This is a genomic window from Nocardioides eburneiflavus, assembly GCF_004785795.1.
In the GTDB taxonomy this organism is placed as follows: Bacteria; Actinomycetota; Actinomycetes; order Propionibacteriales; family Nocardioidaceae; genus Nocardioides; species Nocardioides eburneiflavus.
Genome location: NZ_SRRO01000001.1, coordinates 4,131,846 through 4,155,507 on the forward strand (window position 1 = coordinate 4,131,846; position 23,662 = coordinate 4,155,507).

At 73.3% G+C, this 23,662-nt stretch carries 25 protein-coding genes, 1 tRNA gene and 1 riboswitch; of the genes, 11 read left to right on the forward strand and 15 right to left on the reverse strand.

Annotated elements, in window-relative coordinates; translation table 11 throughout:
- Positions 1-28: 28 nt before the first annotated feature.
- The 4 genes from EXE59_RS19315 to EXE59_RS19330 are packed head-to-tail and all read left to right on the forward strand — an operon-like array spanning position 29 to position 3,211.
- Positions 29-508: a cellulose synthase gene (locus tag EXE59_RS19315; RefSeq protein ID WP_135840349.1), complete on the forward strand. Its 480-nt coding sequence runs from the start codon at positions 29-31 to the stop codon at positions 506-508.
- Entirely contained in the window at positions 505-1,722 is a 1,218-nt protein-coding gene (locus EXE59_RS19320; protein ID WP_135840350.1) for an amino acid deaminase/aldolase, read from the forward strand. Before EXE59_RS19315 ends, EXE59_RS19320 begins: the two co-directional genes overlap by 4 nt.
- Entirely contained in the window at positions 1,722-2,276 is a 555-nt protein-coding gene (locus tag EXE59_RS19325; RefSeq protein WP_135840351.1) for a uridine kinase family protein, read from the forward strand. Before EXE59_RS19320 ends, EXE59_RS19325 begins: the two co-directional genes overlap by 1 nt.
- Before the next feature lie 29 nt (positions 2,277-2,305).
- Entirely contained in the window at positions 2,306-3,211 is a 906-nt protein-coding gene (locus tag EXE59_RS19330) for an aldose 1-epimerase family protein (protein WP_135840352.1), read from the forward strand.
- Between the two features lie 23 nt (positions 3,212-3,234).
- On the opposite strand, the gene EXE59_RS19335 is transcribed toward EXE59_RS19330, so the two are convergent.
- The 9 genes from EXE59_RS19335 to EXE59_RS19375 form a co-directional block, all read right to left on the reverse strand.
- The gene (locus EXE59_RS19335) at positions 3,235-3,714 is read right to left on the reverse strand and encodes a PH domain-containing protein (RefSeq protein WP_135840353.1); all 480 of its coding nucleotides are present in this window, start codon (positions 3,712-3,714) and stop codon (positions 3,235-3,237) included.
- Positions 3,698-4,543, reverse strand: coding sequence for an ATP phosphoribosyltransferase (hisG, locus tag EXE59_RS19340; RefSeq protein WP_135840354.1), 846 nt, complete (start codon positions 4,541-4,543; stop codon positions 3,698-3,700). The genes EXE59_RS19335 and hisG overlap by 17 nt, the downstream gene beginning before the upstream one ends.
- Positions 4,544-4,574: 31 nt before the next feature.
- The gene (locus EXE59_RS19345; protein WP_129454324.1) at positions 4,575-4,838 is read right to left on the reverse strand and encodes a phosphoribosyl-ATP diphosphatase; all 264 of its coding nucleotides are present in this window, start codon (positions 4,836-4,838) and stop codon (positions 4,575-4,577) included.
- A 53-nt stretch (positions 4,839-4,891) separates the two neighbouring features.
- Complete coding sequence (gene ribH / locus EXE59_RS19350) at positions 4,892-5,368, reverse strand: 6,7-dimethyl-8-ribityllumazine synthase (RefSeq protein ID WP_135840355.1); 477 nt, start codon at positions 5,366-5,368, stop codon at positions 4,892-4,894.
- A 37-nt stretch (positions 5,369-5,405) separates the two neighbouring features.
- Positions 5,406-6,680: a bifunctional 3,4-dihydroxy-2-butanone-4-phosphate synthase/GTP cyclohydrolase II gene (locus EXE59_RS19355; RefSeq protein WP_135840356.1), complete on the reverse strand. Its 1,275-nt coding sequence runs from the start codon at positions 6,678-6,680 to the stop codon at positions 5,406-5,408.
- Positions 6,677-7,384: a nicotinamide mononucleotide transporter family protein gene (locus EXE59_RS19360; RefSeq protein WP_210429073.1), complete on the reverse strand. Its 708-nt coding sequence runs from the start codon at positions 7,382-7,384 to the stop codon at positions 6,677-6,679. Before EXE59_RS19360 ends, EXE59_RS19355 begins: the two co-directional genes overlap by 4 nt.
- Positions 7,381-8,016 carry a riboflavin synthase gene (locus tag EXE59_RS19365; protein WP_135840358.1) on the reverse strand — a complete coding sequence of 212 codons (636 nt, stop codon included), beginning with the start codon at positions 8,014-8,016 and terminating at the stop codon, positions 7,381-7,383. The genes EXE59_RS19360 and EXE59_RS19365 overlap by 4 nt, the downstream gene beginning before the upstream one ends.
- Positions 8,016-9,074 (reverse strand): bifunctional diaminohydroxyphosphoribosylaminopyrimidine deaminase/5-amino-6-(5-phosphoribosylamino)uracil reductase RibD, encoded by a 1,059-nt coding sequence (gene ribD / locus EXE59_RS19370; RefSeq protein ID WP_246056919.1) that lies wholly within the window; start codon positions 9,072-9,074, stop codon positions 8,016-8,018. Before ribD ends, EXE59_RS19365 begins: the two co-directional genes overlap by 1 nt.
- Positions 9,075-9,153: 79 nt before the next feature.
- Positions 9,154-9,283, reverse strand: a riboswitch (FMN riboswitch).
- Between the two features lie 117 nt (positions 9,284-9,400).
- Positions 9,401-10,744 carry a M20/M25/M40 family metallo-hydrolase gene (locus tag EXE59_RS19375; RefSeq protein ID WP_135840359.1) on the reverse strand — a complete coding sequence of 448 codons (1,344 nt, stop codon included), beginning with the start codon at positions 10,742-10,744 and terminating at the stop codon, positions 9,401-9,403.
- A gap of 80 nt (positions 10,745-10,824) precedes the next feature.
- Between EXE59_RS19375 and EXE59_RS19380 the strand changes: the two genes are divergently transcribed.
- From EXE59_RS19380 to EXE59_RS19390, 3 genes are all read left to right on the forward strand, one after another.
- Positions 10,825-10,910, forward strand: a tRNA-Leu gene (locus EXE59_RS19380).
- A 194-nt stretch (positions 10,911-11,104) separates the two neighbouring features.
- Positions 11,105-13,732, forward strand: coding sequence for a glycoside hydrolase family 25 protein (locus EXE59_RS19385; RefSeq protein WP_135840360.1), 2,628 nt, complete (start codon positions 11,105-11,107; stop codon positions 13,730-13,732).
- On the forward strand, positions 13,729-14,055 hold the full coding sequence (locus tag EXE59_RS19390; RefSeq protein ID WP_135840361.1) for a hypothetical protein: 327 nt from the start codon (positions 13,729-13,731) through the stop codon (positions 14,053-14,055). The genes EXE59_RS19385 and EXE59_RS19390 overlap by 4 nt, the downstream gene beginning before the upstream one ends.
- 23 nt (positions 14,056-14,078) lie before the next feature.
- Here the strand turns inward: EXE59_RS19390 and EXE59_RS19395 are convergent, their stop codons facing one another.
- Both EXE59_RS19395 and EXE59_RS19400 read right to left on the reverse strand, forming a co-directional pair.
- The gene (locus EXE59_RS19395; protein WP_135840362.1) at positions 14,079-14,519 is read right to left on the reverse strand and encodes a VanZ family protein; all 441 of its coding nucleotides are present in this window, start codon (positions 14,517-14,519) and stop codon (positions 14,079-14,081) included.
- Between the two features lie 31 nt (positions 14,520-14,550).
- On the reverse strand, positions 14,551-15,483 hold the full coding sequence (locus EXE59_RS19400) for an SDR family oxidoreductase (RefSeq protein ID WP_135840363.1): 933 nt from the start codon (positions 15,481-15,483) through the stop codon (positions 14,551-14,553).
- A 120-nt stretch (positions 15,484-15,603) separates the two neighbouring features.
- Between EXE59_RS19400 and EXE59_RS19405 the strand changes: the two genes are divergently transcribed.
- On the forward strand, positions 15,604-16,440 hold the full coding sequence (locus EXE59_RS19405; RefSeq protein WP_135840364.1) for a helix-turn-helix transcriptional regulator: 837 nt from the start codon (positions 15,604-15,606) through the stop codon (positions 16,438-16,440).
- Positions 16,441-16,451: 11 nt separating this feature from the next.
- Here EXE59_RS19405 and EXE59_RS19410 read toward each other — a convergent pair whose 3' ends face one another.
- Genes EXE59_RS19410 through ppk2 form a run of 4 tightly spaced genes read right to left on the reverse strand, consistent with a single transcriptional unit; the run spans position 16,452 to position 20,220 of the window.
- Positions 16,452-17,381, reverse strand: a complete 930-nt coding sequence (locus EXE59_RS19410; protein WP_168218609.1) for a universal stress protein — start codon at positions 17,379-17,381, stop codon at positions 16,452-16,454.
- Positions 17,378-17,839, reverse strand: a complete 462-nt coding sequence (locus tag EXE59_RS23955; RefSeq protein WP_168218610.1) for a DUF2238 domain-containing protein — start codon at positions 17,837-17,839, stop codon at positions 17,378-17,380. The genes EXE59_RS19410 and EXE59_RS23955 overlap by 4 nt, the downstream gene beginning before the upstream one ends.
- Positions 17,840-17,851: 12 nt before the next feature.
- A complete protein-coding gene (locus EXE59_RS19415; protein ID WP_135840366.1) occupies positions 17,852-19,228 on the reverse strand; it encodes an MBL fold metallo-hydrolase RNA specificity domain-containing protein in 1,377 nt (458 codons plus the stop codon).
- Positions 19,229-19,230: 2 nt separating this feature from the next.
- Positions 19,231-20,220, reverse strand: a complete 990-nt coding sequence (gene ppk2 / locus EXE59_RS19420; RefSeq protein WP_135840367.1) for a polyphosphate kinase 2 — start codon at positions 20,218-20,220, stop codon at positions 19,231-19,233.
- Positions 20,221-20,355: 135 nt separating this feature from the next.
- On the opposite strand from ppk2, the gene EXE59_RS19425 reads away from it, so the two are divergent.
- The 3 genes from EXE59_RS19425 (at position 20,356) to EXE59_RS19435 (ending at position 23,634) form a co-directional block, all read left to right on the forward strand.
- Complete coding sequence (locus EXE59_RS19425) at positions 20,356-21,336, forward strand: Acg family FMN-binding oxidoreductase (RefSeq protein ID WP_135840368.1); 981 nt, start codon at positions 20,356-20,358, stop codon at positions 21,334-21,336.
- A 47-nt stretch (positions 21,337-21,383) separates the two neighbouring features.
- Positions 21,384-23,021 (forward strand): bifunctional 3'-5' exonuclease/DNA polymerase, encoded by a 1,638-nt coding sequence (locus tag EXE59_RS19430; RefSeq protein WP_135840369.1) that lies wholly within the window; start codon positions 21,384-21,386, stop codon positions 23,019-23,021.
- Between the two features lie 76 nt (positions 23,022-23,097).
- A complete protein-coding gene (locus EXE59_RS19435) occupies positions 23,098-23,634 on the forward strand; it encodes a flavodoxin family protein (RefSeq protein ID WP_135840370.1) in 537 nt (178 codons plus the stop codon).
- Positions 23,635-23,662: the final 28 nt, after the last annotated feature.

Consider the following 23,662-nt stretch of genomic DNA (forward strand, 5'->3'; position numbering starts at 1 on the left):
CTGTGGAGCGCTGTGGGAGTCTGGGGCCGTGGATGGGACTACCTGGGCCGCACTGACCGCAGCGCTGACGGTGGCGGGAGCCATCTGGACGTGGATCGCGTTCCGCCGGCGCGGGGCCGCCAACGGCCTGCGCGCGATGGGGTTCACCCTGCTGCCTGCCGCCGCGTGGCTCACCGGGACGCTCGAGATGGTCGTCGAGATCGCCGGCTCGATCACCGACTGGGCCACCAGCCTGGTCTTCAACGTGCTCACGTGGACCGGCGTGGGTCTCGCCGGCCTCGCGGTCGTGCTCTTCCTCGTGAGCGGGTTCATCCGCGACCGCCAGCTCGCGCGCGGCCAGGCCGCTGGCAGGACGGGCAGGAAGGGCATGTCGGGCACGACGTCGGCGGCGTCGCCCCAGGGCCTGCCCGAGGCGTCGTCGACGCGCCCCGGGACGCGCGGCGGGTCGCCGGTCGACGACGACCTGGCCGACATCGAGGCATTCCTACGCAAGCGGGGCATCGAGTGAGCGATCACTTCGTCGACCGCAACCGCCTGTGGTCGAGGCTCGACGCTGCACTGGAGGCGCTCCCGGAGCCGCCCCCGACCCCGATCGCCGTGGTCGACCTGGACGCCTTCGACGCCAACGCCGCCGACCTGGTCCGCCGGGCCGGCGGCAAGCCGATCCGGGTCGCCTCCAAGTCGCTTCGGGTGCCGGCGCTGATCCGGCGTGCACTCGCGCACGACGGGTTCGCCGGCGTGCTGGCGTACACCCTCGCTGAGGCGCTCTGGCTGCACGAGGCCGGTGTCAGCGACGACATCGTCGTGGCGTACCCGACGGTCGACGCAGCCGCGCTGCGCCGGCTGACGTCCTCCCCCTCCGCGGCCGCCGCGATCACGATCATGGTGGACGATCCCGCCCACCTCGACGCCGTCGACGCCACCCGCTCCTCCCTGGCCGTCCCGATCCGGGTCGCCCTCGACATCGACGCCGGGCTGCGGATCGGCGGTCAGCACATCGGCCCGAAGCGGTCACCACTCTTCGACACCGCGGACGTCGTCGCCATGGCCCGACGGGTGGTCGGGCGCGAGGGCTTCCGGCTCGTCGGGGTGATGACCTACGAGGGCCAGGTCGCGGGCGTGCAGGACGACGTGCCCGACCAGCGCACGAAGTCCCTGCTCGTACGCCGTCTCAAGCAGGCGTCGATGGCGCAGCTCGAGGTGCGCCGGCGCGAGATCGCCGAGGCCCTGGCCCCGATCGTCGACCTCGAGTTCTGGAACGGCGGCGGCTCCGGTTCGGTCGAGGCGACGGCGGCGGACGGTGCGGTCACCGAGATCGCCGCCGGCTCCGGCCTGCTGGTGCCGGGCATCTTCGACCACTACGCGTCGTTCGAGCCGCGACCGGCGGCCTTCTTCGGGCTGCGGGTCACCCGCAAGCCCCAGCCGACCATCGCGGTGGTGCACGGTGGCGGGCTCATCGCCAGCGGCGCGACCGGGGCGGACCGCTCCCCCGTGCCCTGGGCGCCGCCCGGCCTCCACCTGACGGGGCTCGAGGGCGCCGGTGAGGTGCAGACACCGCTGACCGGTCACCCGGCCGCCCTGCTCGGGATCGGCGACCTGGTGTGGTTCCGCCACGCGAAGTCCGGCGAGCTGTTCGAGCACGTGCGCGACGTGCACCTGGTCCGCGGCGAGGCGGTCGTCGAGGTGGTGCCGTCCTACCGCGGCCACGACCTGGCCTTCTGATGGCGGCCGACCCGGCCGAGCTGGCCCGGGAGGTGGCGCACCGCGTGCAGGCGGCCCCGCCGACCCTGGGGTCCGGGCGGCTGGTCTGCGTCGACGGGCCCGCCGGGTCGGGCAAGACCACGCTGGCCGCGGCGATCGCGGGCGTCGTACCCGGCACGCAGGTCGTGCACTGCGACGAGCTGCTCCGGGGGTGGGCGGGCCTGCCCGGCCTGGCCGACTCCGTCGAGGCGCTGCTGCGACCCCTCGCGGCCGGCGAGACCGGTCACTGGCGCCGCTGGGACTGGCTCGCCGACGACTGGGCGGAGACGCGCGCCGTACGGCCGGGTGGGCTGCTGGTGGTCGAGGGCGTCGGCTCGTGGTCGCCCGGGATCGCCGACCTGGTCGGCCTGCTCGTCTGGGTCGAGGCAGGCTCCGCGCTGCGCCTGGCTCGTGGGATCGAGCGTGACGGGGAGGCGATGCGACCCCAGTGGGAGCAGTGGCGGATCGACGAGGACGCGCTGTTCGAGGCCCACGGGACCCGCGCCCGCGCCGACCTGGTCGTCACCACCGACTGAGGGCAGTGCCGCTGTCTAGGGTGGCCGTCATGGTGTTGCCGAGCGGCGAGCAGTTCGAGATCTCGGCGGCGGGCTACGTCGCGGTGGTCACCGAGAGCGGGGCCGCCCTGCGCACCCTGCGCCACCACGGGCGCGACCTCGTCCACGGGTTCGGCGAGACCGAGATGTCCGGCGGCGGCCGCGGCCAGCTGCTGATGCCGTGGCCGAACCGGATCCGCGACGGCCGCTACACCTTCGGCGGCCGCGAGCTCCAGCTCGGCCTCACCGACCCGAGTCGTGGCAACGCCTCCCACGGGTTGGCGCGCTGGGCTGCGTGGACGCTCGAGGAGCACACCGGCACGTCGGTGTCGCTCGTCTACCGCCTGATGGCGCAGACCGGGTACCCGTGGGCGCTCGACCTGCACGTGCTCTACGACCTGTCGGCCGACGGCCTCGTCGTCACCCAGACCGCCACCAACCTCTCGCCGGAGCCCGCGCCCTACGCCAGCGGCGCGCATCCGTACCTCTGCGTCGGGTACGCGGTCGAGGACCTCGAGCTCACCCTTCCCGCGCACGAGCGGGTGCTGGTCGACGACCGTCAGATCCCGACCGGCACGGAGCCGGTCTCGGGTGCGTACGACTTCAGGACCCCGCGGCGGATCGGCGACCTGGTCCTCGACGACGGCTTCGGCTCGCTGGACCGCGTCGACGGGCGGGCCACCGTGACCCTCGTGGACCCCTCGAATGGGGCAGGCGTCGCGCTGTGGGTCGACGAGCGGCACCGCTGGTTGCAGCTCTACACGGCTCCGTCGGACGGCCCGCGCCCCGCGCTGGCCGTTGAGCCGATGACGGCGCCGGCCGACGCGTTCAACTCCGGCACCGACCTCGTGTCCCTCGCCCCCGCCGGGACGACCGGCGACGAGCTGTCGGCGTCGTGGGGCATCCACGCGCTCTGACCACTGTCGGGAGGGTGACGACCTCAGCGACCCGGCGACGGCCCGCGGTCGATCAGCGCGCGCAGCTGGCGTACGCCGTCGCGGGCGACCCGCCCGTCCGAGCCCTGGAGCGCCATCGCCGAGATGGTGGTGCCGTCGGCGAGGTCGAGGGTCGCCCACGGTGCACCCTCGGGCAGGTGGATGCCGAGGACCTGCTCCCACTCGAGGTGCCGGGTCTTGAAGCCGTTGACCACGACCAGCCCGCCGGTGGTGGCGGTGACCCGCGCGCGGCCGAGCGCCCAGCCGATGACGGCGAACCCGGCGCCCATCACCAGGAGCGTGATCCGCTGCAGGATGTTGAAGCGGTCGCGGACCGACTCGTCGAAGCCGAACCAGGCCGCCGCGCACACCACGAACAGCATCAGCCCGAACCCGATCACGGCGATGCGCACCCCCATCGGCCGCCAGGTGCGCGGCAGGGACGGGAGACCGCCCGTGGGAGCGGGGTCAGAGGCGGCAGGCATGGATGTCCGTGAGCAGGATCGCGCGGGCACCGATCGAGTAGAGGTCGTCCATCAGGCGCTGCGAGCCCGCACGCGGCACCATGACCCGTACGGCCACCCAGCCGGCCTTGCCGAGGGGCGAGATGGTGGGACCCTCGCGCCCGGGCGCCAGCTCGGTCGCACGATCGAGGTTGGACTCCTCGATGTCGTAGTCCATCATCACGTAGCTGCGGGCCACGAGGACGCCCTCGACGCGGCGGCGGAAGATCTCGAAGTCGTCGGGGACCTCCCCACCGCGGGTGATCAGCACCGCGTGGGAGTCGAGGATGACCTCACCGAAGGTCGCCAGGCCGGCGGCCCGCAGCGTCGAGCCGGTCTCGACCACGTCGGCGATGACGTCGGCGACGCCGAGCTGGATGCTGGTCTCGACCGCTCCGTCCAGGCGCGTGACGGTGGCCTCGATGCCGTGGCGGAACAGGTAGTCCTCGACCACCCCGACGTACGACGTGGCGATCCGCAGGCCGTGGAGGTCCTCCAACGACGAGTAGCGACCGGCGGGGCCGGCGAAGTGGAAGCGCGAGCGGCCGAAGCCGAGGTTCATCACCTCGGCGGCCTTGGCGCCGGAGTCGAGGAGGAGGTCGCGACCCGTGATGCCGACGTCGAGGGTGCCCTCGCCGACGTAGAGCGCGATGTCGCGCGGGCGCAGGTAGAAGAACTCGACGTCGTTCTCGGTGTCGACGAGTGCGAGCTCCTTGGAGTCGCTGCGCTGGCGGTAGCCCGACTCCCGCAGGATGTCGGTGGCGGCCTGGGACAGCGCCCCCTTGTTGGGGACGGCGATGCGGAGGGTCATGCGAAGGTCACCTGGTTCTCCCAGCTGTGTCTCACAGGTGGGCGTAGACGTCGTCGAGGGTCAGGCCGGAGGCGAGCATCAGCACCTGGGCGTGGTAGAGCAGCTGGCTGATCTCCAGCGCGGTCGCGTCCTTGCCCTCGTGCTCGGCGGCCATCCAGGACTCGGCGGCCTCCTCCAGCAGCTTCTTGCCGATGGCATGGACCCCGGCGTCGAGCTGGGCGACGGTGCCCGAGCCCTCGGGGCGCTCCTCGGCCTTGGTGGACAGCTCGGCCCACAGCTCCTCGAACGTCTTCACGGGCAGCAGCCTAGTTGGCGCCGTGGCGGGCGACGGACCCCGTCCGCATGCGCTCAGCCGCGGATGACCTGCACCACGCGCGCAGTGTCGAGCGCAGCGAAGGTGGCCTCCCAGCCCTTGTCCTCGGCCGATCCCTCCAGCCCGGCACGGTCGAGCGCCTGCTCCTCGGTGTCGCAGGTCAGCACGCCGAAGCCGACCGGCATCGCGTGGTCGACGCTGACCTGCGTCAGGCCGTCGGTCGCGGCGGAGCAGACGTAGTCGAAGTGCGGGGTCCCGCCCCGGATCACCACGCCCAGCGCGACCACCGCGTCGTACCCGTCCCGGGCGAGGGCGGCGGCGACCACCGGCAGCTCGAAGGTGCCGGGGACCCGGATGACCTCCGGCTCGGTGATGCCGTACGCCGCGAGCGCCCGCTCGGCGCCGGCGACGAGGCCGTCCATCACCTGCGTGTGCCAGGTGGCGGCGACGACGGCGACCTTGAGGCCGCTGGCGTCGTAGGGCTCGGCGGTGGGGGCTCCGGCGCCGCTCATGGCGCGCTGTCCTGGATGATTCGCTCGCTACGCTCGCTCATGTCAGGTCTCCTTGGAGGCTGGGGTCGTGCTCGTCCTGGTGGTCGACGGCGAGGTCGGGCAGCTCGTGGCCCATCCGGTCGCGCTTGGTCCGCAGGTAGGTCAGGTTGTGGTCCGTGGGGTGGGGGGTGATCGGGACCCGCTCGGTGACCCTGATGCCGAAGTCCTCGAGGCTGGCGACCTTGTCGGGGTTGTTGGTCATGAGCCGGACGGACCCGATGCCGAGGTCGCGCAGGACCTGGGTGGCGGTGCCGTAGTGCCGCGCGTCGGCCGGCAGGCCGAGGTCGAGGTTGGCGTCCACCGTGTCGCGACCGCCGTCCTGGAGCTGGTAGGCCTGCAGCTTGGCGACCAGGCCGATCCCCCGCCCCTCGTGGCCGCGGAGGTAGACCACCACTCCCCTGCCCTCCTCGACGATGGCGCGCAGGGCCTCGTCGAGCTGGGGTCCGCAGTCGCAGCGCTCGCTGCCGAAGACGTCGCCGGTCAGGCACTCGCTGTGCACGCGGGTCAGGACCGACTCCCCGGCCGCGATCGCTCCCGCGACGTCCCCGTGGGCGAGCGCGACGTGCTCGCTGTCGTCGATGGTGATCCGGTAGCCGTACGCCGTGAACTGCCCGTGGCGCGTCGGTAGCAAGGTCTCCGCGACCCGCTCGACGTGCCGCTCGTGGCGGCGGCGGTACCGGACCAGGTCCTCGATGGAGATCATCGCGAGCCCGTGCTCGTCGGCGAACTCCCGCAGCTCGGGCGCGCGCTTCATCGAGCCGTCGTCGTTGACCACCTCGACGAGCACCCCGGCCGGGGTCAAGCCGGCGAGCCGGGCCAGGTCGACGGCCGCCTCGGTGTGGCCGCGCCGCACGAGGACGCCGCCCTCGCGGTAGCGCAGGGGAAAGACGTGCCCGGGGCGGGTGAGCTCCCACGGCTCGGTGGCGGAGTCGGCGAGGGTGCGCGCCGTGTGGGCGCGGTCGGCGGCGCTGATGCCCGTGGAGACGCCGTCGCGGGCGTCGACCGAGATCGTGTACGCCGTGCGGAGGCGGTCCTTGTTGTGCGGGGTCATCAGCGGGATCTCGAGCCGCTCGAGCATGTCGCCCGGCATCGGCACGCAGATGACGCCGCTCGAGTGACGGATGGTGAAGGCCATCAGCTCGGGCGTCGCCTTCGCTGCGGCGAAGATGATGTCGCCCTCGTTCTCGCGGTCCTCGTCGTCGACGACGATGACCGCCTTGCCGGCGGCGATGTCCTCGATCGCCTGCTCGACGGGGTCCAGTCGCACACTCATACGGTAATCGTCTCCTTGTGGTCGGGCTGGTCGGGCTCGTCGGTGACCTCGACGACCGTCGTGCTGTCGCGCCACCAGATGACGAAGCCGATGACGACGAAGACCGCGTAGAAGAGGTACATGCCCGCGGTCGGGTAGAAGCCGGCGTTGACGAGCGTGGTCACCCCGACGACGTCGACGAGGACCCAGACCAGCCAGAACTCCACCCAGCCGCGGGCCATGCCGTAGGTCGCGAGCATGGAACCGGCGAGGATCCACGCCTCGGTGCTCGGCCCCCAGGAGCCGATCCGCAGCAGCAGGGCGTACGCCGCGGCGTAGCCGACGATGCCGAGGACGACGAGCTGCACGCGCTCGGACGAGGTCGCCCAGCGGGGCGCGATCGCGCCCCCGTCGGACGCACCACCGGCGTTGCGCGCCTGCGACCAGCGCCACCAGCCGTACACGGAGACGGCCGCGAAGAACACCTGGCGCCCGGCCTGGCCCCACAGCGGCTCCTCGACCGCACCGGAGAACTCACCGGTCGCGAAGACCGTGAAGAGCAGCAGGTTGCCGACGAGACCGACCGGCCACGCCCAGACGAAGCGCTTCATCCCGAGGATCGCGCTGGCGAGGCCGAAGAGGTTCCCGATCACCTCGCGGGCACCGAGGGCGCCGCCGGGCACCGGGATGGTGCCGTGGAGGAGCCAGTCGAGCAGGGCCATCATTCTTCCTCGTCGTTCGTGGTGGTGGCGGCCGACGGTGCGGGCGCGTAGGCGCCGAGCAGCTTCTCGACGTGCTTGGCGATGACGTCGGCCTCGAGGTTGACCAGGTCGCCCACCCGGCGGCTGCCGAGCGTGGTGCGGGCGAGGGTCTCGGGGATGAGGCTGACGGTGAAGCTGTTCTCGCGGGCCTCGACGACGGTGAGGCTCACGCCGTCGACGGTGATCGAGCCCTTGTCGACGAGGTAGCGCGCGAGGTGCCCGGGGAGGGAGATCTCGACGACGTCCCAGTGCTCGCTGGGTGAGCGCGAGATCACCTCGCCGACGCCGTCCACGTGGCCCTGCACGATGTGGCCGCCGAGCCGCTTGTCGACAGTGACGGCCCGCTCGAGGTTGACCCGGTCGCCCGGCGCCACCCCGCGCAGCGACGTCTTGTCGAGCGTCTCCTGCATCAGGTCCGCGGTCCAGCGGCCCTCGCCGATCTCGGCGACCGTGAGGCAGCAGCCGTTGACGGAGATGGAGTCGCCCAGCACGGTGCCGTCGAGCACGGTGCCGGCGGCGACGGTGAGCCGGATGGCGTCGCCCTGGTCGGTGACCTCGGCGATCGTGCCGAGCTCCTCGACGATCCCGGTGAACATCACTTCCTCCTCAGGTGGGGGCGCAGGTGGGGCCTCATGGTCAGGCGCACGTTGGTGTCCTCGCCGTCGTGGCCCTGCAGCACCGCGACGTCGGAGACGTGCAGGTGGAGGGCGTCGGCGACGGTGCCGATGCCGAGGTCGCCGACGGCCGCGCGTCCGGCGCCCAGCAGCACGGGTGCGACGTAGGTGACGACCTCGTCGACCACCCCGGCGGCGAGGAAGGCGGCGGCGAGCGTGGGACCGCCCTCCAGGAACACGTGCTGGCGGTCCCGGGCGAAGAGCTCGGCGAGGGCCTCCTCGGGGTCGCGCGTGCGCAGGAGCAGGGTCTCCGCACGGTCGTTGAGGACCCGTCGGTCTGCCGCGAGGTCGCGCAGGCCCATGACCGCGCGGAGCGGCTGCATCGCGACCGGCTCGTCGAGCTCGTCGCGGACGGTGAGCTCGGGGTCGTCGACCTCGACCGTGTTGGTGCCGACCAGCATGGTGTCGCACAGCGCGCGGAGACGGTGGGTGTCGAGACGGGCAGCACGGCTGGAGACCCACCGGCTGGTGCCGTCGGCGGCCGCACTACGGCCGTCGAGGGTGGTGGCGAACTTCCAGGTCACGAAGGGCCGTCGCCGCGCGATGGCGAAGGTCCACGCCCGGTTGATCGCCTGCGCCGCCTCGATCATCTCCCCGCCGACGACCTCGATCCCGGCGGCGCGCAGCCGGCCCGCGCCGCCGACGGCGACCGGGTTGGCGTCGGGCTGGGCGAAGACGACGCGTACGACTCCGGCCGCGATCAGCGCCTCGCTGCACGGCCCGGTGCGACCGGTGTGGTTGCACGGCTCGAGGGTGACGACGGCGGTGGCGCCGCGAGCAGCCTCGCCGGCCTCGGCGAGGGCGGCCGCCTCGGCGTGCGGCGTACCTGCCCCACGGTGGAAGCCCTCCGCGACCGTCGTGCCGTCCGGCGCGAGCAGCACGCAGCCGACCCGCGGGTTCGGGCCGAGCGGCACGCCGGGCGTGGTGGCGAGCGCCAGGGCGCGCCGCATGGCGCGGCGCTCGGCCTCGCTGGTCGTCATCTCCGCCTCCGGTCCGGTGTCTGGACTCAGGGGGGCGGCGACGGGAGCGCGCCGCCGCGAGCGGTGGCGCGCGAGCCGTCAGCGTGCACTTCTCATCCGGACTGTGACCGTCGGTCCAGGAGTTCCACCTGGTCAACCGGCCACTGGCTGTGGACGGGTCGCGGACTGTGACCGCCGGTGCGGAGTTCCACCGCCCCCAGAGCACGCAAGCTCTTCGTGCCGGTAACCATGCCACAGCCGCGGCCATTCCCTCACCGGTGTCCGCGCGTGACGTGCGCAACACCTTCCGACGGGGTGCTCGGCGCTCGCTGCCACCGCCGCCCTGCTCAGGCCCGGTCGAGGAACCTGTCGAAGACGCGGGCACCGAACGCGAGCGCGTCGACGGGCACGCGCTCGTCGACGCCGTGGAACAGGGCGGTGAAGTCGAGGTCCGCGGGCAGTCGCAGCGGCGCGAACCCGTACGACCGCATCCCGAGCCTGCGGAAGTGCTTCGCGTCGGTGCCACCGCTCATCAGGTAGGGCGCGACCACCGCGTCGGGGTCCTCCGCGAGCAGGCTGCGCGTCATCGCGGTGACCAGGTGGCCGTCGTACGGCGTCTCCCACGGGTCCTGCTTGGACTCGAACTCGACGTCGATGCCGTCGCCGGCGAGCTCGCGCAGGGTCGCGAAGAACTCGTCCTCGTAGCCGGGCAGGAAGCGGCCGTCGACGGTGGCCTGGGCGTCGGTCGGGATGACGTTGGTCTTGTAGCCGGCCCGGAGCATCGTCGGGTTGGCGGTGTTGCGGATGACCGCACCGAGCATGCGGGCGGCGTCGCCGAACTCCTCGACCAGCGCCTCGGCGTTGTCGGGAGTGGCCTCGGTGCCGGCGAGCTCACCGATCGTGGCGAGCAGCACCTCCATGGTCGGCGTCAGCCGTACGGGCCACTGGTGGGCGCCGATGCGCGCGACCGCGCCGGCGAGACGGGTGACGGCGTTGTCGTAGTTGATCATCGAGCCGTGCCCGGCCCGGCCGCGGGCGGTCAGCCGCATCCAGGCCATGCCCTTCTCGGCGGCCTCGATGAGGTAGACGCGGCGACCCCGCACGGTGGCGGAGAACCCGCCGACCTCGCCCACCGCCTCGGTGCAGTCGGCGAACAGGTCGGCGTGCTGGTCGACGAGGATGCCGGCTCCGTGGTGGCCGCCCGCCTCCTCGTCGGCGGTGAAGCAGAGCACGAGCTCGCGGTCGGGTGCGGCCTGCGCGGCCGCGCGGGCGCGTACGACGCTGAGCAGCATCGCGTCGAAGTCCTTCATGTCGACCGCGCCGCGACCCCAGACCTGGCCGTCCCTGATCTCGCCGCTGAACGGGTCGACCTGCCAGTCGGACGCCTCGGCGGGTACGACGTCGAGGTGCCCGTGCACCAGCAGCGGAGCGCGGCCGTCGCCGCCGCCCCAGCGCGCGACGACGTTGGCCCGGCCGGGCCGACCCTCGATGATCTCGCTCTCGATCCCGACCTCGTCGAGCAGCGCGGCGACGTGCTCGGCAGCCTTGCGCTCCCCCGGCCCGTCGTCCGTGCCGTAGTTGGAGGTGTCGATGCCGATGAGGTCCTGGCAGAGCTGGACGACCTCCGCAGCGGGGTCGTACGAACGGTCCTGCGGGTTGGCTGCCGAGGGGTCAGTGGGCACCTGTTCCATGCCGTCCATCCTGCCCCACGAGCAAGCAGCAGCCCCGATTCGTCGGCGGCGAAGTGCCTTGCTACTCTTCTCCAGCACTCGTCCGGGTGGCGGAATTGGCAGACGCGCTAGCTTGAGGTGCTAGTGCCCGTATTAGGGCGTGGGGGTTCAAGTCCCCCCTCGGACACAGAACCGATGTCATGGGACGTCGGGACGAGATCCGGACCTGCAGCAGCAGGTCCGGATCTCGTCATTTTCGAGGGTCTCGGCGGACGCATGTCTAGACGTCCCTTTACCAAACGGCCCGGGAGGTGGACCGTCGTGTGATGGGGCTCCACCGGGGCCAGGCCGGTCGCCGGCTGCGGAGCCCGGGGGTGAGCCATGGCGGAGAAGGTCGACGTGCTGACGTCCAACGGAGCCGCGCCGCCGGGGATGCCCGCTCCGCCCGTGCCGACGACCCGCTCCTCCCGGGCCGGGACGACGGCGAAGGCCTCCGCCGTCAGGACGTTCCGCGTCCTGACGGCCAACGTGCAGTCGTTCCCCCGTACGGCCATCACCCTTGCCCAGGCACGCGAGGACCTCCGGGCGAACGCGAGGGACGGTGACCTGGTCCTGCTGCAGGAGATCGACCAGCGCTACCGCCGCGTCGTGCTCGACGAGTTCCCCGCCACGGACTGGCACGTGTTCTACGGGCCGAAGGACAACCGCGCGGCGATCGCCGTCCGTACGGAGGCCTTCGAGGTCCTCGACGAGGAGGCCGTACGGATCCACCCCGGCGTGGCCGGCCTGCACGAGCGTCGGCACCTCGTCCACCTCCACCTGCGCCACCGCGAGCTCGGCGTCGACCTGCACGCCATCAACCTCCACCTGGTCTCGGGCGCGTTCCACAGGCCGCCCAAGGACAACGCGGCTCTGCGTCAGACCGAGTGGCACGACGCGATGGGTACGCACGACACGCTCATCGAACGCCTGGTCGCGACGGGCGCCCCGGTGGTCGCCGGCGGCGACTACAACCGACAGCTGCGGGCCTTCCGCACCCGGCTCGAGGCGCTGGGCGGCGGCCGCCGGGTGTCCTTCGCCACCGACACCGCCTCCATCGACCTCCTCTGGTTCGTCGACGGCCTCACCGCCACGTGGGCCGAGCGCGCCCGGACGACCTTCCGCGGTCGCGAGGGCCGGCCTCCGCAGCAGCGCAACAGCGACCACCACGCGCGGCAGGCCACGCTCGCCCTCACTACGTCCGTGCAGCAGGTGCCCACCACCACCGCGGCCACGGTGGTGATCGCACCCGACGGGAGCTCGGCCACGGGTGACAGGTCCAAAGCCGGCAAGAAGGCCGCGAAGAAGGCCGCCGCCAAGAAGGCCGCTGCGAAGAAGGCCGCTGCCGAGCAGCAGCGCAGGAAGAAGCAGGCGGTCGCCTCGTTCGCGGCCCAGCACGCCACACCCGGCGCCACCGTGGTCGGTGCGGTCACCCCGGCGGTCGGACGACCGTTCGCGGGCCCGCCCGACAAGCCCTTCGCCCTCACCGAGTTCGGCGACCGGAACCCCAAGGTCGTCGACTGGATGACCCGGGCCGCGCTGGAGGAGGTGGAGCGCCGGCTCGACTACCGGCTCACCGTCGTCCAGGGCTCCTACAACAACGGCCGGGTGAAGGCCTCCGGCCCCACGCACGACGGCGGCGGGGTCGTCGACCTGCTCGACTGGGACTGGCGCCGCAAGGTCCGGGTGCTGCGCGAGGTCGGGTTCGCCGCGTGGTACCGCGCGGAGCGGCCCGGCTCGTGGGGTCCCCACATCCACGCCATCCTCATCGGCCACCCGCGGCTGGACCCGAGCGCAGCGGCGCAGGTCGTCGCCTACCGCGCCGGACTCGACGGGTTGCGTGGCAGGCGGGTCGACGACTTCCCGCGGCCGAGTCCCATCCCGGTGTTTCGCTACCCGCCCGAGCCCGTGGACGTGCCCGTGCCGGGCGCCGGGGACGACCGACGCAAGGACTCGGTGCGGCCGTTGGGGAGCGCATTCCCCCCTCGCCGGACCCTCGACGGCGTCGACATCAGTCACCACCAGTCCGGGCGTCTCGACTTCAAGGCCGCCAGGGCGGCAGGCGTGCGCTGGGTGTACGTCAAGGCGACGGAGGGATCGACGTTCAAGGACCGGCTGCACCGCAAGCGCGTACGCCAGGCACGCGCAGCGGGCCTGCCGGTGGGCGCCTACCACTTCGCCCGTCCCGAGGGCCGCGACGCCGTCGCGGAGGCTCGCTTCTTCCTGGCCCACATCGACCTGCGCGCCGGCGACATGGTGCCGATGCTCGACCTGGAGGACATCGGCGACCTCACGCTCCCCCAGCTCACCGAGTGGACCGGGACCTGGGTGCGTACGGTCAACCAGGAGCTGCGTCGCAGGAAGCTCACCGGCAGGCCGGTCATCTACACGCCCTTCAACCTCACCAAGGGGTTCGGCTGCCTGCTGTGGGTGGCGCGCTACAGCGACGACTTCCGGGCCCCCGTCATCCCGCGACCGTGGGTCCGAGCCGCCATCTGGCAGCACTCCAACGGCCGGCTCGGTCCAGTGAAGGGCGTGCCCGGACTGGGTCGGGTGGACGTGAACGCCCTGCACCCCGACCTCCCGCTGTCGGCGCTCCGACTGCGGCCCGCTGGCCGGCCGGCGAAGCCCGCGCGCGGCAAGACGTCGCCACCTGTCGTCGTGACGACGGCGCCGGTCGTGGACCACGCACCGACGACGGCCGCGACGACCTCGGCCCTGGGGGGCACCACCGCCACGTCGGCGACCCAGCCGTCGGCCGTGGCCGCTCCCACCGTCACCACCACGGCGACGGGCGGGACGGCAGACCAGCAGGGCACGATCGTCATCACCGTGACCGTGCCGCTGCCGGCGACGCCGGCGCCCGTCGTCCTCTCCCCCGACCTCGGCCCGCTCGAGGAGCAGCTCACACTCGCTGCCCGCGGCATCCAGGGCGCGATCGAGGCCCTCCCCGAAAGGCAGGAACCATGAACCCGATCACCGTCGCCACGGAGCTCCTCCGTCGCCTGCACCCCCGCGTCCGCAAGACCATCTACACGGTGCTCGCCGGTGTCGGAGCCGTGCTGGGCTCACTCGTCGCGGCCGGGGTCGAGGACCTCGGCCCCTGGACGGTCGACCAGCTGGTGGAGTGGTACGCCTACCTCTCCCCCCTGATGGGTGTCGTCGCGGTCGCGAACGTCACGCCGGGCGACGGGGACGAGGCATCGCTCCTGGACTTCGACGAGGACGCCGACGCGTCCTCCTTCGAGCCGATCGTCGACGAGAGCGAGGTCTTCGCCGACGCGGTGCACTGAGCCGCTGCGCGTCCTCGCGCGGATCACTCCTGTCGCCGGCGCAGGGCCGCGGGCAGCGTCAGGACCACAGCCAGAGCGACACCGACGAACATCCCGATCGAGTTGGCGGCCACGTCGCGGGGGTCGGAGACCCGGCCCGGGATCTCACGCTGCACGGCCTCGATCATCGACGTCAGGACGATGCCGGCCGCCAGCGCCGCGAACCAGTGCCGCGTACCCACGAGGAGCAGCAGGAACACCCCCAGCGGGACGAACAGGCCGATGTTGGCGAGGAACTCGATCCGCTCGATGCTCAGGCGACTGGTGAGCGGGTCGAGGTCGGGGTAGCGCTGGAGGCGGGCCAGGAGACGCCCCGCCAGGCTGGCGTAGTCGGGCTGGTCCTCGGCCGGGGTGAGGGTGACGAGTCCGACGAACCCCAGGTAGAGGAGCGTGAGCAGGCTGAGGAACGGGTGGCGGTGCAGCACGCGGCCCATCATCCCGGTCGCACCCTGACCGTCAGCCGAACCTCACCCCGGTCAGCTCCTCGGAGACCTCCCAGAGCCGGGCGGCGTCGGCGTCACGGCGGAGCGGGGCCCAGAGGTCCTGCCTGCCGGGCGGGCCCCCGGCGTTGCCGGGCCACTGCGGGCCGTAGAACCCTCCGTCCTCCCCCGTGGTGACGGCCAGGAGCGCGGGGAGCTTCGCGCTGTCGACCGTCCCGGCGACGACGCCGTGCGCCGAGAGCCAGCGGATCACCCTGACACCGACGGTGTCCCGCGGCCGTCCGAGCTCGGGTCGCGCCGCGAGCAGGCTGGTCGGCGCGACGCCGGGGTGTGACACGTTGCTCGTGACGCCCCAGCCCTCCGCGGCGCTGCGCCGGCTGAGCTCGAGCCCGAAGAGGCCGCAGGCGATCTTGGACTGCCGGTAGGCCGCCATCCCGTCGTACGAGCGCTCCCAGTCCAGGTCGTGCCAGTTGATGGTGCCGCGGCGGGCCGCGACGCTGGACTGCGAGGTGACCCGGCCGCGTCCGGCGCGCAGCAGCGGAAGGAGCCGACCGGTCAGCGCGAAGTGGCCGAGGTGGTTGGTGCCGAGCTGCAGCTCGTGGCCGTCGGCGGTCGCCTGCCGCTCGGGCGGCGTCATCACGCCCGCGTTGTTGACGAGCAGGTCGATCGGGACCCCCTCGTCCCCGAGCTGCCCGGCCAGCTCGGCGACCGACGCGAGGGAGGACAGGTCGAGGTCGCGCAGGCCGAGGCGGGCGTCCGGGACGGTCGCGCGGATCGTGGCGACGGCGGCCTCGCCCTTCGCGCGGCTGCGGACCGGCATCAGCACCTCGGCGCCCGCAGCGGCGAGCGAGGCGGCCATGCCGAGCCCCATCCCGTCGCTGGCGCCGGTGACGACGGCGCGCCGGCCGGTCAGGTCGGGGAGGGTGAGGTCGTACTGCCGGGGTCGCACGTGGTGGCTCCTGCGGACGCGGTGGTCGGGGACGTGCCGCCAGCGTGCCGGGGGACGCGAGGCGCAGCCACGGCCTGGCGATCCGTGGATACGCGCCGGCGGAGCGGTCAGGATGGGCGCATGATCGATCGCGCCGGTCTCGCGGACTTCCTGCGCCGCCGCCGGGAGGCCCTCCGGCCCGAGGACGTGGGGTTGCCACGCGGCGCCCGACGACGTACGCCGGGCCTGCGCCGCGAGGAGGTCGCGGCGCTGAGCCACATGTCGACGGACTTCTACTCCCGGCTCGAGCGTGAGCGCGGTCCCCAGCCGTCGGAGCAGATGGTCGCCGCGATCGCGCAGGGCCTGCACCTCTCCCTCGACGAGCGCGACCACCTGTTCCGCCTCGCCGGCCACCACCCGCCCCTCCGTGAGGCCAGCGGTGACCACGTGGCGCCCGGGATGCTGCGCATCTTCGACCGGCTGACCGACACCCCGGCGGAGATCGTCACCGAGCTCGGCGAGTCGCTGCTGCAGAACCCGTTGAGCGTGGCGCTGGTCGGCGACAACACGCGCTTCGGCGGACCGGCGCGCAGCATCGGCTATCGCTGGTTCACCGACCCTGCCGCGCGGGACCTGCATCCCGCGGAGGACCACGAGCTCCACTCCCGCATGTACGCCTCGGGGCTGCGCGGCGTCCTCGCGATGCGGGGCCCGGGTTCGCGCGCGGCGCACCTCGCCGACCTCCTGCTCGCGCGCAGCGAGGAGTTCCGCCACTGGTGGGCCGTGCACGAGGTGGGCATCCGGCCCCGCGAGGTCAAGCGCTACGTGCACCCGTCGCTCGGCCTGCTCGAGCTGAGCTGCCAGGTCGTCCAGGACCCGTTCCAGTCGCACGTGCTGCTCGTCCACACCGCGACCCCCGGGACCACCAGCCACCAGGCGCTCGGCCTGCTCGCGGCGGTCGACCCGCCCCGGGCGTGACCGGACCGCAGTCAGGTCTGGGGGGAGACCTCGTCGGCCACGAGGGCCCAGTCCCTCGGTTCGCCGGAGCGTTCCACCACCGGCACGACCATCACCGGGCACCGCGCCGCCCTCATGACCGTGCGGGCGAGGGAGCCCAGGTGCTCCGGGACCCATCCGTGGACGCCGCGTCGACCGATGACGACGAGCGAGGCGTTGCGGGAGTCGTCGACCAGCACGTCTGCCGGCCACTGGTGCCGTACCTCGACCTCCACCTCGACCTCGGGCCACGCGCCACGGACCTCGGCCACTGTCGCGACGAGGCGCTCCTTCTGCTCGGCACGCCACTCGGCAGCCACCCGGTTGCTGATGATGTCGTCGTAGGCGGCGTCGAGGCGCCACGCGTGGACGACACGCAGGAGCGACCCGGTGGCGGCGGCCCACGCGAAACCTGCCTCGAGCACCTGGCGCGGCACACCGCCCTCGTGGACGCCGACGACCACCTCGGCCGCCCGCGGGTCCGGTCGCCAGTCGCCCGGGACCGACACCACGGGGCAGGCGCTGTGGGCAGCGGCGCCGTGGCTGGTCGATCCGACGACGAGGCGTTCGAGGGCGCCGGACGTGCGGTGCTGCACCACGACGAGGCGGGCGGCACCGCTGAGCCCGACCAGCACCTCGGCCGGCACGCCCCTGCGCGAGAAGGTGTCGACCGCGACGTCGCCGCGGGCGAGCTCCTCGGCCTCCTCGGCGACGTCCGCGAGGATCCTCTCGGCCACCTCAGCCGCCTCGACCCGGTCCACCAGCGCTGCCGGGACGCTCGGCAGCGGGTTCCGCGTGACGTGCACCAGGGCGACCCGGGCACCTTCTCGTCGTGCGACGTCGACGGCGAAGCGCAGGGCCGGCGCCTCGCGACCGCGTCCGGTGACACCCACGACGATGCTCCCTGCAGAGATGGTCCTCATGTCTCCACGGTCTCCCGTCGAGGGAGGTGGGCGGCAGGGCCGGAGGTCCCCTCCGGCGCCCGCACGAGTCCTGCGGCGAGGACGGCGCCGAGCCAGCCCAGCGCGAGGTCTCCGAGGGTGTCGGCGTACGCCGTGCTCGACTCCGCCGAGCGGGTCACGAAGGCGACGAGCTCCCACAGCTCCCACGCCAGCGACAGCGTCAGCCCGGCTGCGACCGCGACCCCGAGCCGCAGCCACAGTGGTGCCGCGGCAGCGCCGCTGAGGAGCAGCACGCCTGCGCTGAGGGCGGCCGTGTTGCCCAGGTGGACCACGTCGTCGAACCACACCACCCGGTCGTACAGGTCGAGGCGGTTGCCGAGCAGGTCCGAGAAGCCCGGCACGGTGACGAGGAGGTCGGCGCCCCACGGGTAGGTCCGTCGTCCCCCGCCCGGCGACCACCACCCAGACCGACACCGCATGCGGCGAGGACATCAGTCCACCAGCACGCGCTCGCCGTAGGACGGGACCACGGCCGTCCAGCCGAGCTCGTCGGAGATCGACCGGGCCAGGCTCGCGGCCGACCTGGCCTCGCCGTGCACGACGTACACCGTGCGGGGCGGTCGCGGCGCGCGCGCGAGCCACTCGAGGGTCTCCCGGGCGTCGGAGTGCACCGAGAAGTCGGGCACGACGACCACCTCGGCGCGCACCGGGACGTACCGGCCGTGGATCTTCACCTGCCGCGCGCCCTCCGCGAGCTGGCGGCCGCGGGTGCCGTCCGCCTGGAAGCCGGTCAGGACGACGCAGTTGCGCCGGTCCGGCAGCTGGTGGGCGAGGTGGTGCACGACGCGCCCACCGGACGCCATGCCGGAGGCGGAGATCACGATGCTGGGCGTGCGCGGCCGGTTGAGGCGCATCGATCCCTCGACGTCGTGCACGGCGTGCACGCGATGGTCGTCGAACTGGCGGACGAGCTCGCCGGCCTCCGCACGGAGCTGGGGACCGCCCCGCTGCGGCGCGCGTCGGTAGCAGTCGAGCGCCGCGAGGGCCATCGGGCTGTCGACGAAGACCGGCACGTCGGGGATGTCCCCCTGGTCGACGAGCCGCCGGAGCTCCAGCAGCACCAGCTCGGTGCGGTCCACGGCGAACGCGGGGATGAGCACGCTGCCGCCGCGCTCGACGGTACGGCGGACCGCGTCGGCGAGGATCCCGGGGTCCGGCGGTGGGTGTCGGCGGTCGCCGTACGTCGACTCGACCACCAGCGTGTCGACCTCGGGCGGGGCGAGCGGTGGCCGGAGGAGGGGGTGGGCCCGGCCGAGGTCGCCGCTGAAGGCCACCCGGTGGTCGCCGGCCTCGATCGTGACCGTCGCGGAACCGAGGATGTGCCCCGCGGGCCGCAGCGTGGCGGTGAACTCCGACGACAGCGCGACCGGTTGCTCGAACCCCACCGGACGGATGAGGCCGAGCGCCCGCTCGACGTCGCGGTCGTCGTACAGCGGCAGCGCCGGGCTGTGCCGGGAGAACCCGGCGAGGTTGGCGTACCTCGCGTCCTCCTGCTGGAGGTGCGCGCTGTCCCTCAGCACGATGGCGGCGAGCTCGGCGGTCTCCTCGGTGCACGTGACGCGGCCGCGGAAGCCGTCCTTGACCAGGCGTGGGAGGTAGCCGGTGTGGTCGAGGTGCGCATGGGTCAGCACGACGTCGTCGATGCCGGCCGGGTCGACGGGGAACGGCTCCCAGTTGCGGCGACGGTGGACCGCGAGGCCCTGGTAGAGCCCGGCGTCGACCAGCAGCCGACGTCCGCCGGACTCCAGCAGGAACCGACTGCCCGTCACCGTGTCGACGGCACCGAGGAAGGTCAGCGCGGTGGACACGGTCAGGTCCCGGACCGGGGGAAGAAGCGAGCGGGGTCCTCGTCGTCCTCGTGCACGCGGGCCGCAGGTCCGACCAGGAGCGGGTCGGGCACGCCGACGAGCTCGTGGTCCTTCTGCGGGTAGTCGAGCTGGGAGAGCAGCACGCGCATCGCCTCGAGGCGTGCCCGCTTCTTGTCGTTGGACTTGATCACCGTCCACGGCACGTCGCCGGTGTCGGTGTGGAAGAACATCGTCTCCTTGGCGTCGGTGTAGGCCTCCCACTTGTCGAGGCTGGCGAGGTCCGTCGGGGACAGCTTCCACTGCCGCACCGGGTCGGAGGACCGTGCCGCGAAGCGGGCGGCCTGCTCCGCGCGCGACACCGAGAACCACAGCTTGACCAGGTGGATGTCGGCATGGGTGAGCATCCGCTCGAAGTCGGGAGTCTCGCGCATGAAGTTGAGGTACTCCAGCGGCGTGCAGTAGCCCATCACCCGCTCGACGCCGGCGCGGTTGTACCAGGAGCGGTCGAACAGCACGATCTCCCCGGCGCTCGGCAGGTGTGCCACGTATCGCTGGAAGTACCACTGGGACTGCTCGTGCTCGGTCGGCACGCTGAGGGCGACCACCCGCGCGCCGCGCGGGTTGAGGTGCTCGGTGAAGCGCTTTATCGCACCGCCCTTGCCTGCGGCGTCGCGGCCCTCGAAGAGGATCGCGATCTTCTGGCCGGTGTCCCTGACGTGCGCCTGCAGCTTGAGCAGCTCGATCTGCAGGAGCCGCTTGGTCCGCTCGTACTCGCGACGGCTCAGCTTGGTGTCGTACGGGTAGCCCTGCCGCCACGCGGGGAGCCCGTCGGGCCCGGGCCTGTCGTCGGCCTCCTGCCCCTCCGGCCGCAGCTCGTCGCTGAGGTCCACCAGCTCGTCGAGCTCCTCCGCGTGGCCCGGTGTCCGCGGCGTCGCCGCGTCGAGGTGCCGGTCCCGGTCGTCCCGCGCGTGCCACTCGTCCAAGGTCGTCATGCGACGACGCTAGGAGCCGGTGGCAGTGTCACGGCAGAGACCGACGGCCCCGGCGGCCGGGACCTACGGCACTGCCCCGGGGCTCCGCGACGGCGCAGTCTCGGACCAGGAACCGCACCCGAAGAGGAGCCGGCCATGACCGCCACCCGCCTCGTCCCCGTCGAGACGCTCCAGCGCATCGTCGAGACGGCCTCGCGCGCACCGAGCGTGCACAACACCCAGCCGTGGCGATGGCGGGGCGGTCCTCGCACCCTCGAGCTGTTCGCCGACCGGACCCACCAGCTCTCGGAGACCGACCCGCTCGGCCGGAACCTGACGATCAGCTGCGGGGCTGCGCTCCACCACGCGCAGGTCGCGGCCGCGGCGCTCGGCTGGTCGACAGGCGTCGTACGCCACCCCGACGCCGCCCAGCCCGACCTCCTCGCCGCCCTCGAGCTCTCCCCGGGCACGCCCTCGCCCACAGCCAGCGAGACCCTGGCCGCGATCGCCACCAGGCGCACGGACCGGCGTCGCTTCAACACGTGGCCCGTCCCGGAGGAGCGGCAGGCACACCTGGCGCGGATCGCGAACCAGTGGGACGCGCGCGCCGTCGCCCTCACCGACGAGTCCGAGCGCTACATCGCCGAGCGCCTCGTCCGACGCGCCGCGGAGCACCAGCGCGAGGACCCGGCCGCCCGCGCCGAGCAGGAGCGCTGGCCGCAGCGCCAAGCCGGCGACGGAGTGCCGGCGGGAGCCCTCCCCGCGCCGTCGGACCGGGCCGGCGCGCACCCGCACCGCTTCGAGGGGACCGTCTGGGAGGACCACCCGGGACCGGAGGTGGAGGCCACCGACGGGCTGATCGTCTTCTTCGACACGCGCGACGACCCTCCGGCCTGGCTCCGCGCCGGCGAGGGGCTGAGTGCCATGTGGCTCGCCGCCGAGGAGGGCGGGCTGTCCCTCGTCCCGCTCAGCCAGGTCATCGAGGTGGCCGAGACCCGCCGCGCGTTCCAGGTCGAGGTCCTCGGCAGCCTGGCCCACCCACTCCTTCTCGTGCGGGTCGGCTGGCGCTCCACCGCCGGCACCTCCCTGGCCCCCACCCCGCGTCGGACGGTCTCGGAGGTGCTGGACCTGGCGTGACCGCGGCGACGCGGGCGCCCGTCGGTGCCGTGGGAGAGGGTATCCCCATGGCTCGCATCCGGCTGTCCCGCCTGCCGGGCGATCGTGTGCTGGTCTCCGACGACGACGAGGCACGCGAGATCGCGCTCGGCGACCTGCCACCGCTGGTCCGCGAGCGCGAGACGAGCTCGCCACGGTGGGTGTGGGACGACACCGCACGCTGGTATCCCTCGCTCCTCGCGGCGGGCGTACGGGTCGAGCGGTGCCACGACCTGCGGCTGTGCCGGCGGTTGCTCGCGCGGGCGCCCGCCGTCGACCCGGGACTGCTCGGCGGCGAGGAGACCCGGCTGTGGGACGCCCTGCGACCCGTCGTGGCCTCGGAGCCGGTCCTGTTCGGCGCCGGGGACGCCGCCGACCACCTGCGTGCCGACGTCGAGGACGCCCGCCAGCTCGCGGCGGTGGCGGCATCTCCGGAGGCCGCCCGGCTGCGCCTGCTCCTCGCCGCCGAGTCCGCGGGAGCACTCGCGGCGGCCGAGATGACGCACGCAGGAGTCCCGTGGAGCGTCGACGTGCACGAGGCCCTGCTCGTCGACCAGCTCGGTCCGCGCCCGCCCCGCGGCGCGCCTCCGCGACTCCTCGCGGCCTGCGCCGACGACGTACGCCGCCTCCTCGGCGCGCCCGGCCTCAACCCGGACTCGCGACCCGACCTCCTCGCTGCCCTGCGGCGCGCGGGCCTCGAGGCGACCGACACGCGCGCGTCGACGCTGCGGCGCCTCGACCACCCCGCGGTCGAGCCGCTGCTGCGCTACAAGAAGCTGGCCCACCTCTTCCACACCAACGGCTGGGCGTGGATCGACGAGTGGGTCCGGGACGGCCGGTTCCGGCCGTCCTACCAGCCCGCGGGGTCGATCACCGGCCGCTGGTCCTCCAACGGCGGCGGAGCCCTGTCCTTCCCCGCCCAGGTGCGACCCGCCGCCGTGGCCGACGACGGCTGGGTGCTGGTCGTCGCCGATGTCGCACAGCTCGAGCCACGGGTGCTGGCAGGCATGAGCGGCGACCGCGAGCTGGCCCGGGCCGCCCGCGGCGCCGACCTCTACCAGGGGATGGTCGACGCCGGCGCGGTCGCGAGTCGCCAGCACGCCAAGCTCGGCCTGCTCGGTGCGATGTACGGCGCGACGAGCGGCGAGAGCGGGCGCATGGTGGCCGACCTGACCCGCCGCTACCCGCAGGCGTTCGGGCTCGTCGAGGCGGCGGCACGCGCCGGCGAGCGGGGCCAGGCGGTCCGTACGCTCCTCGGTCGCGGGTGCCCGCCCCTGGGCACCGCGTGGGACGAGTCACCCGACGCACCACCCGCCGACCTGGCGGACCGGGACCGCCGACGACGCGCCCACGGCCGGTTCACCCGCAACTTCGTCGTCCAGGGCACCGGTGCGGAGTGGGCGCTGTGCTGGATCGCCGACCTGCGCAACCGGCTGTGGCGCCTGGCGGGCGACGGGCCGCTCGAGGCGCGCCCCCACCTGGTCTTCTTCCTCCACGACGAGGTCGTCGTCCACGCGCCCGCCCGCGTCGCCGACGCGGTGACGGAGGCGGTGACCGCAGCGGCCGCCTCCGCCGGTCGGCTCCTCTTCCGCGAGCTGGCGATCGACTTCCCGCTCGACGTCGCGGTGGTGCGGTCGTACGCGGACGCCGGCAAGGCCGGGACCTAGGGCCCGGGGGTCGGCCGACGTTCGCCCCTGCCGCCGACAGGCGCTCCGGCGACAGGATGGTGACCAGGAGGCCACCATGAAGACCTTGGTCGTGCACGAGTCGCACTTCGGCAACACCCGCGCCGTCGCGGAGGCGGTCGCGGACGGGATCGCGGAGGGAATCGCGGACTCGACCGGCACGGGCCGCGCGGAGCGGGTGGCGGTCGTCGACGTGACCGACGCCCCGGACCGGCTCGCCGCCGATGTCGACCTGCTGGTGGTGGGCGCGCCGACGCACGCGTTCTCGATGAGCCGTGCGTCGACGCGGCGTGACGCGCTCGGCCAGGGTGCTGAGCCCGGGCACGACGCCCGCGGGGTCCGCGAGTGGCTCGCCACGCTGACCCTGGCCGGGGCTGGGCCGACCGTCGCGACCTTCGACACCCGCGTGAAGGCGGTCAGGAGGCTGCCCGGTTCGGCAGCCCACGCAGCCGGTCGTTCGGTCGTGAGGCACCACCTCGGCGAGGTCGTCGACTCCACCTCGTTCTTCGTCGAGGACTCCCACGGTCCACTGGCCGACGGCGAGCTCGACCGAGCGCGGGCCTGGGGTCGGGCACTGGCGACCCACAGCGCCTGAGCCTGTGGGTCATCTCACCCTCGGAGCG

Coding starts and splice junctions, on each gene's coding strand:
- EXE59_RS19410 (WP_168218609.1), bottom strand. CDS start 17,381: ATGAGGACCATCTCTGCAGGGAGCATCGTCGTGGGTGTCACCGGACGC.
- EXE59_RS19325 (WP_135840351.1), top strand. CDS start 1,722: ATGGCGGCCGACCCGGCCGAGCTGGCCCGGGAGGTGGCGCACCGCGTG.
- EXE59_RS19430 (WP_135840369.1), top strand. CDS start 21,384: ATGGCTCGCATCCGGCTGTCCCGCCTGCCGGGCGATCGTGTGCTGGTC.
- EXE59_RS19365 (WP_135840358.1), bottom strand. CDS start 8,016: ATGTTCACCGGGATCGTCGAGGAGCTCGGCACGATCGCCGAGGTCACC.
- EXE59_RS19330 (WP_135840352.1), top strand. CDS start 2,306: ATGGTGTTGCCGAGCGGCGAGCAGTTCGAGATCTCGGCGGCGGGCTAC.
- EXE59_RS19385 (WP_135840360.1), top strand. CDS start 11,105: ATGGCGGAGAAGGTCGACGTGCTGACGTCCAACGGAGCCGCGCCGCCG.
- ribD (WP_246056919.1), bottom strand. CDS start 9,074: ATGACGACCAGCGAGGCCGAGCGCCGCGCCATGCGGCGCGCCCTGGCG.
- ppk2 (WP_135840367.1), bottom strand. CDS start 20,220: ATGACGACCTTGGACGAGTGGCACGCGCGGGACGACCGGGACCGGCAC.
- EXE59_RS23955 (WP_168218610.1), bottom strand. CDS start 17,839: ATGCGGTGTCGGTCTGGGTGGTGGTCGCCGGGCGGGGGACGACGGACC.
- EXE59_RS19375 (WP_135840359.1), bottom strand. CDS start 10,744: ATGGAACAGGTGCCCACTGACCCCTCGGCAGCCAACCCGCAGGACCGT.
- EXE59_RS19425 (WP_135840368.1), top strand. CDS start 20,356: ATGACCGCCACCCGCCTCGTCCCCGTCGAGACGCTCCAGCGCATCGTC.
- ribH (WP_135840355.1), bottom strand. CDS start 5,368: ATGAGCGGCGCCGGAGCCCCCACCGCCGAGCCCTACGACGCCAGCGGC.
- hisG (WP_135840354.1), bottom strand. CDS start 4,543: ATGACCCTCCGCATCGCCGTCCCCAACAAGGGGGCGCTGTCCCAGGCC.
- EXE59_RS19405 (WP_135840364.1), top strand. CDS start 15,604: ATGATCGATCGCGCCGGTCTCGCGGACTTCCTGCGCCGCCGCCGGGAG.
- EXE59_RS19435 (WP_135840370.1), top strand. CDS start 23,098: ATGAAGACCTTGGTCGTGCACGAGTCGCACTTCGGCAACACCCGCGCC.
- EXE59_RS19390 (WP_135840361.1), top strand. CDS start 13,729: ATGAACCCGATCACCGTCGCCACGGAGCTCCTCCGTCGCCTGCACCCC.
- EXE59_RS19335 (WP_135840353.1), bottom strand. CDS start 3,714: ATGCCTGCCGCCTCTGACCCCGCTCCCACGGGCGGTCTCCCGTCCCTG.
- EXE59_RS19360 (WP_210429073.1), bottom strand. CDS start 7,384: ATGATGGCCCTGCTCGACTGGCTCCTCCACGGCACCATCCCGGTGCCC.
- EXE59_RS19355 (WP_135840356.1), bottom strand. CDS start 6,680: ATGAGTGTGCGACTGGACCCCGTCGAGCAGGCGATCGAGGACATCGCC.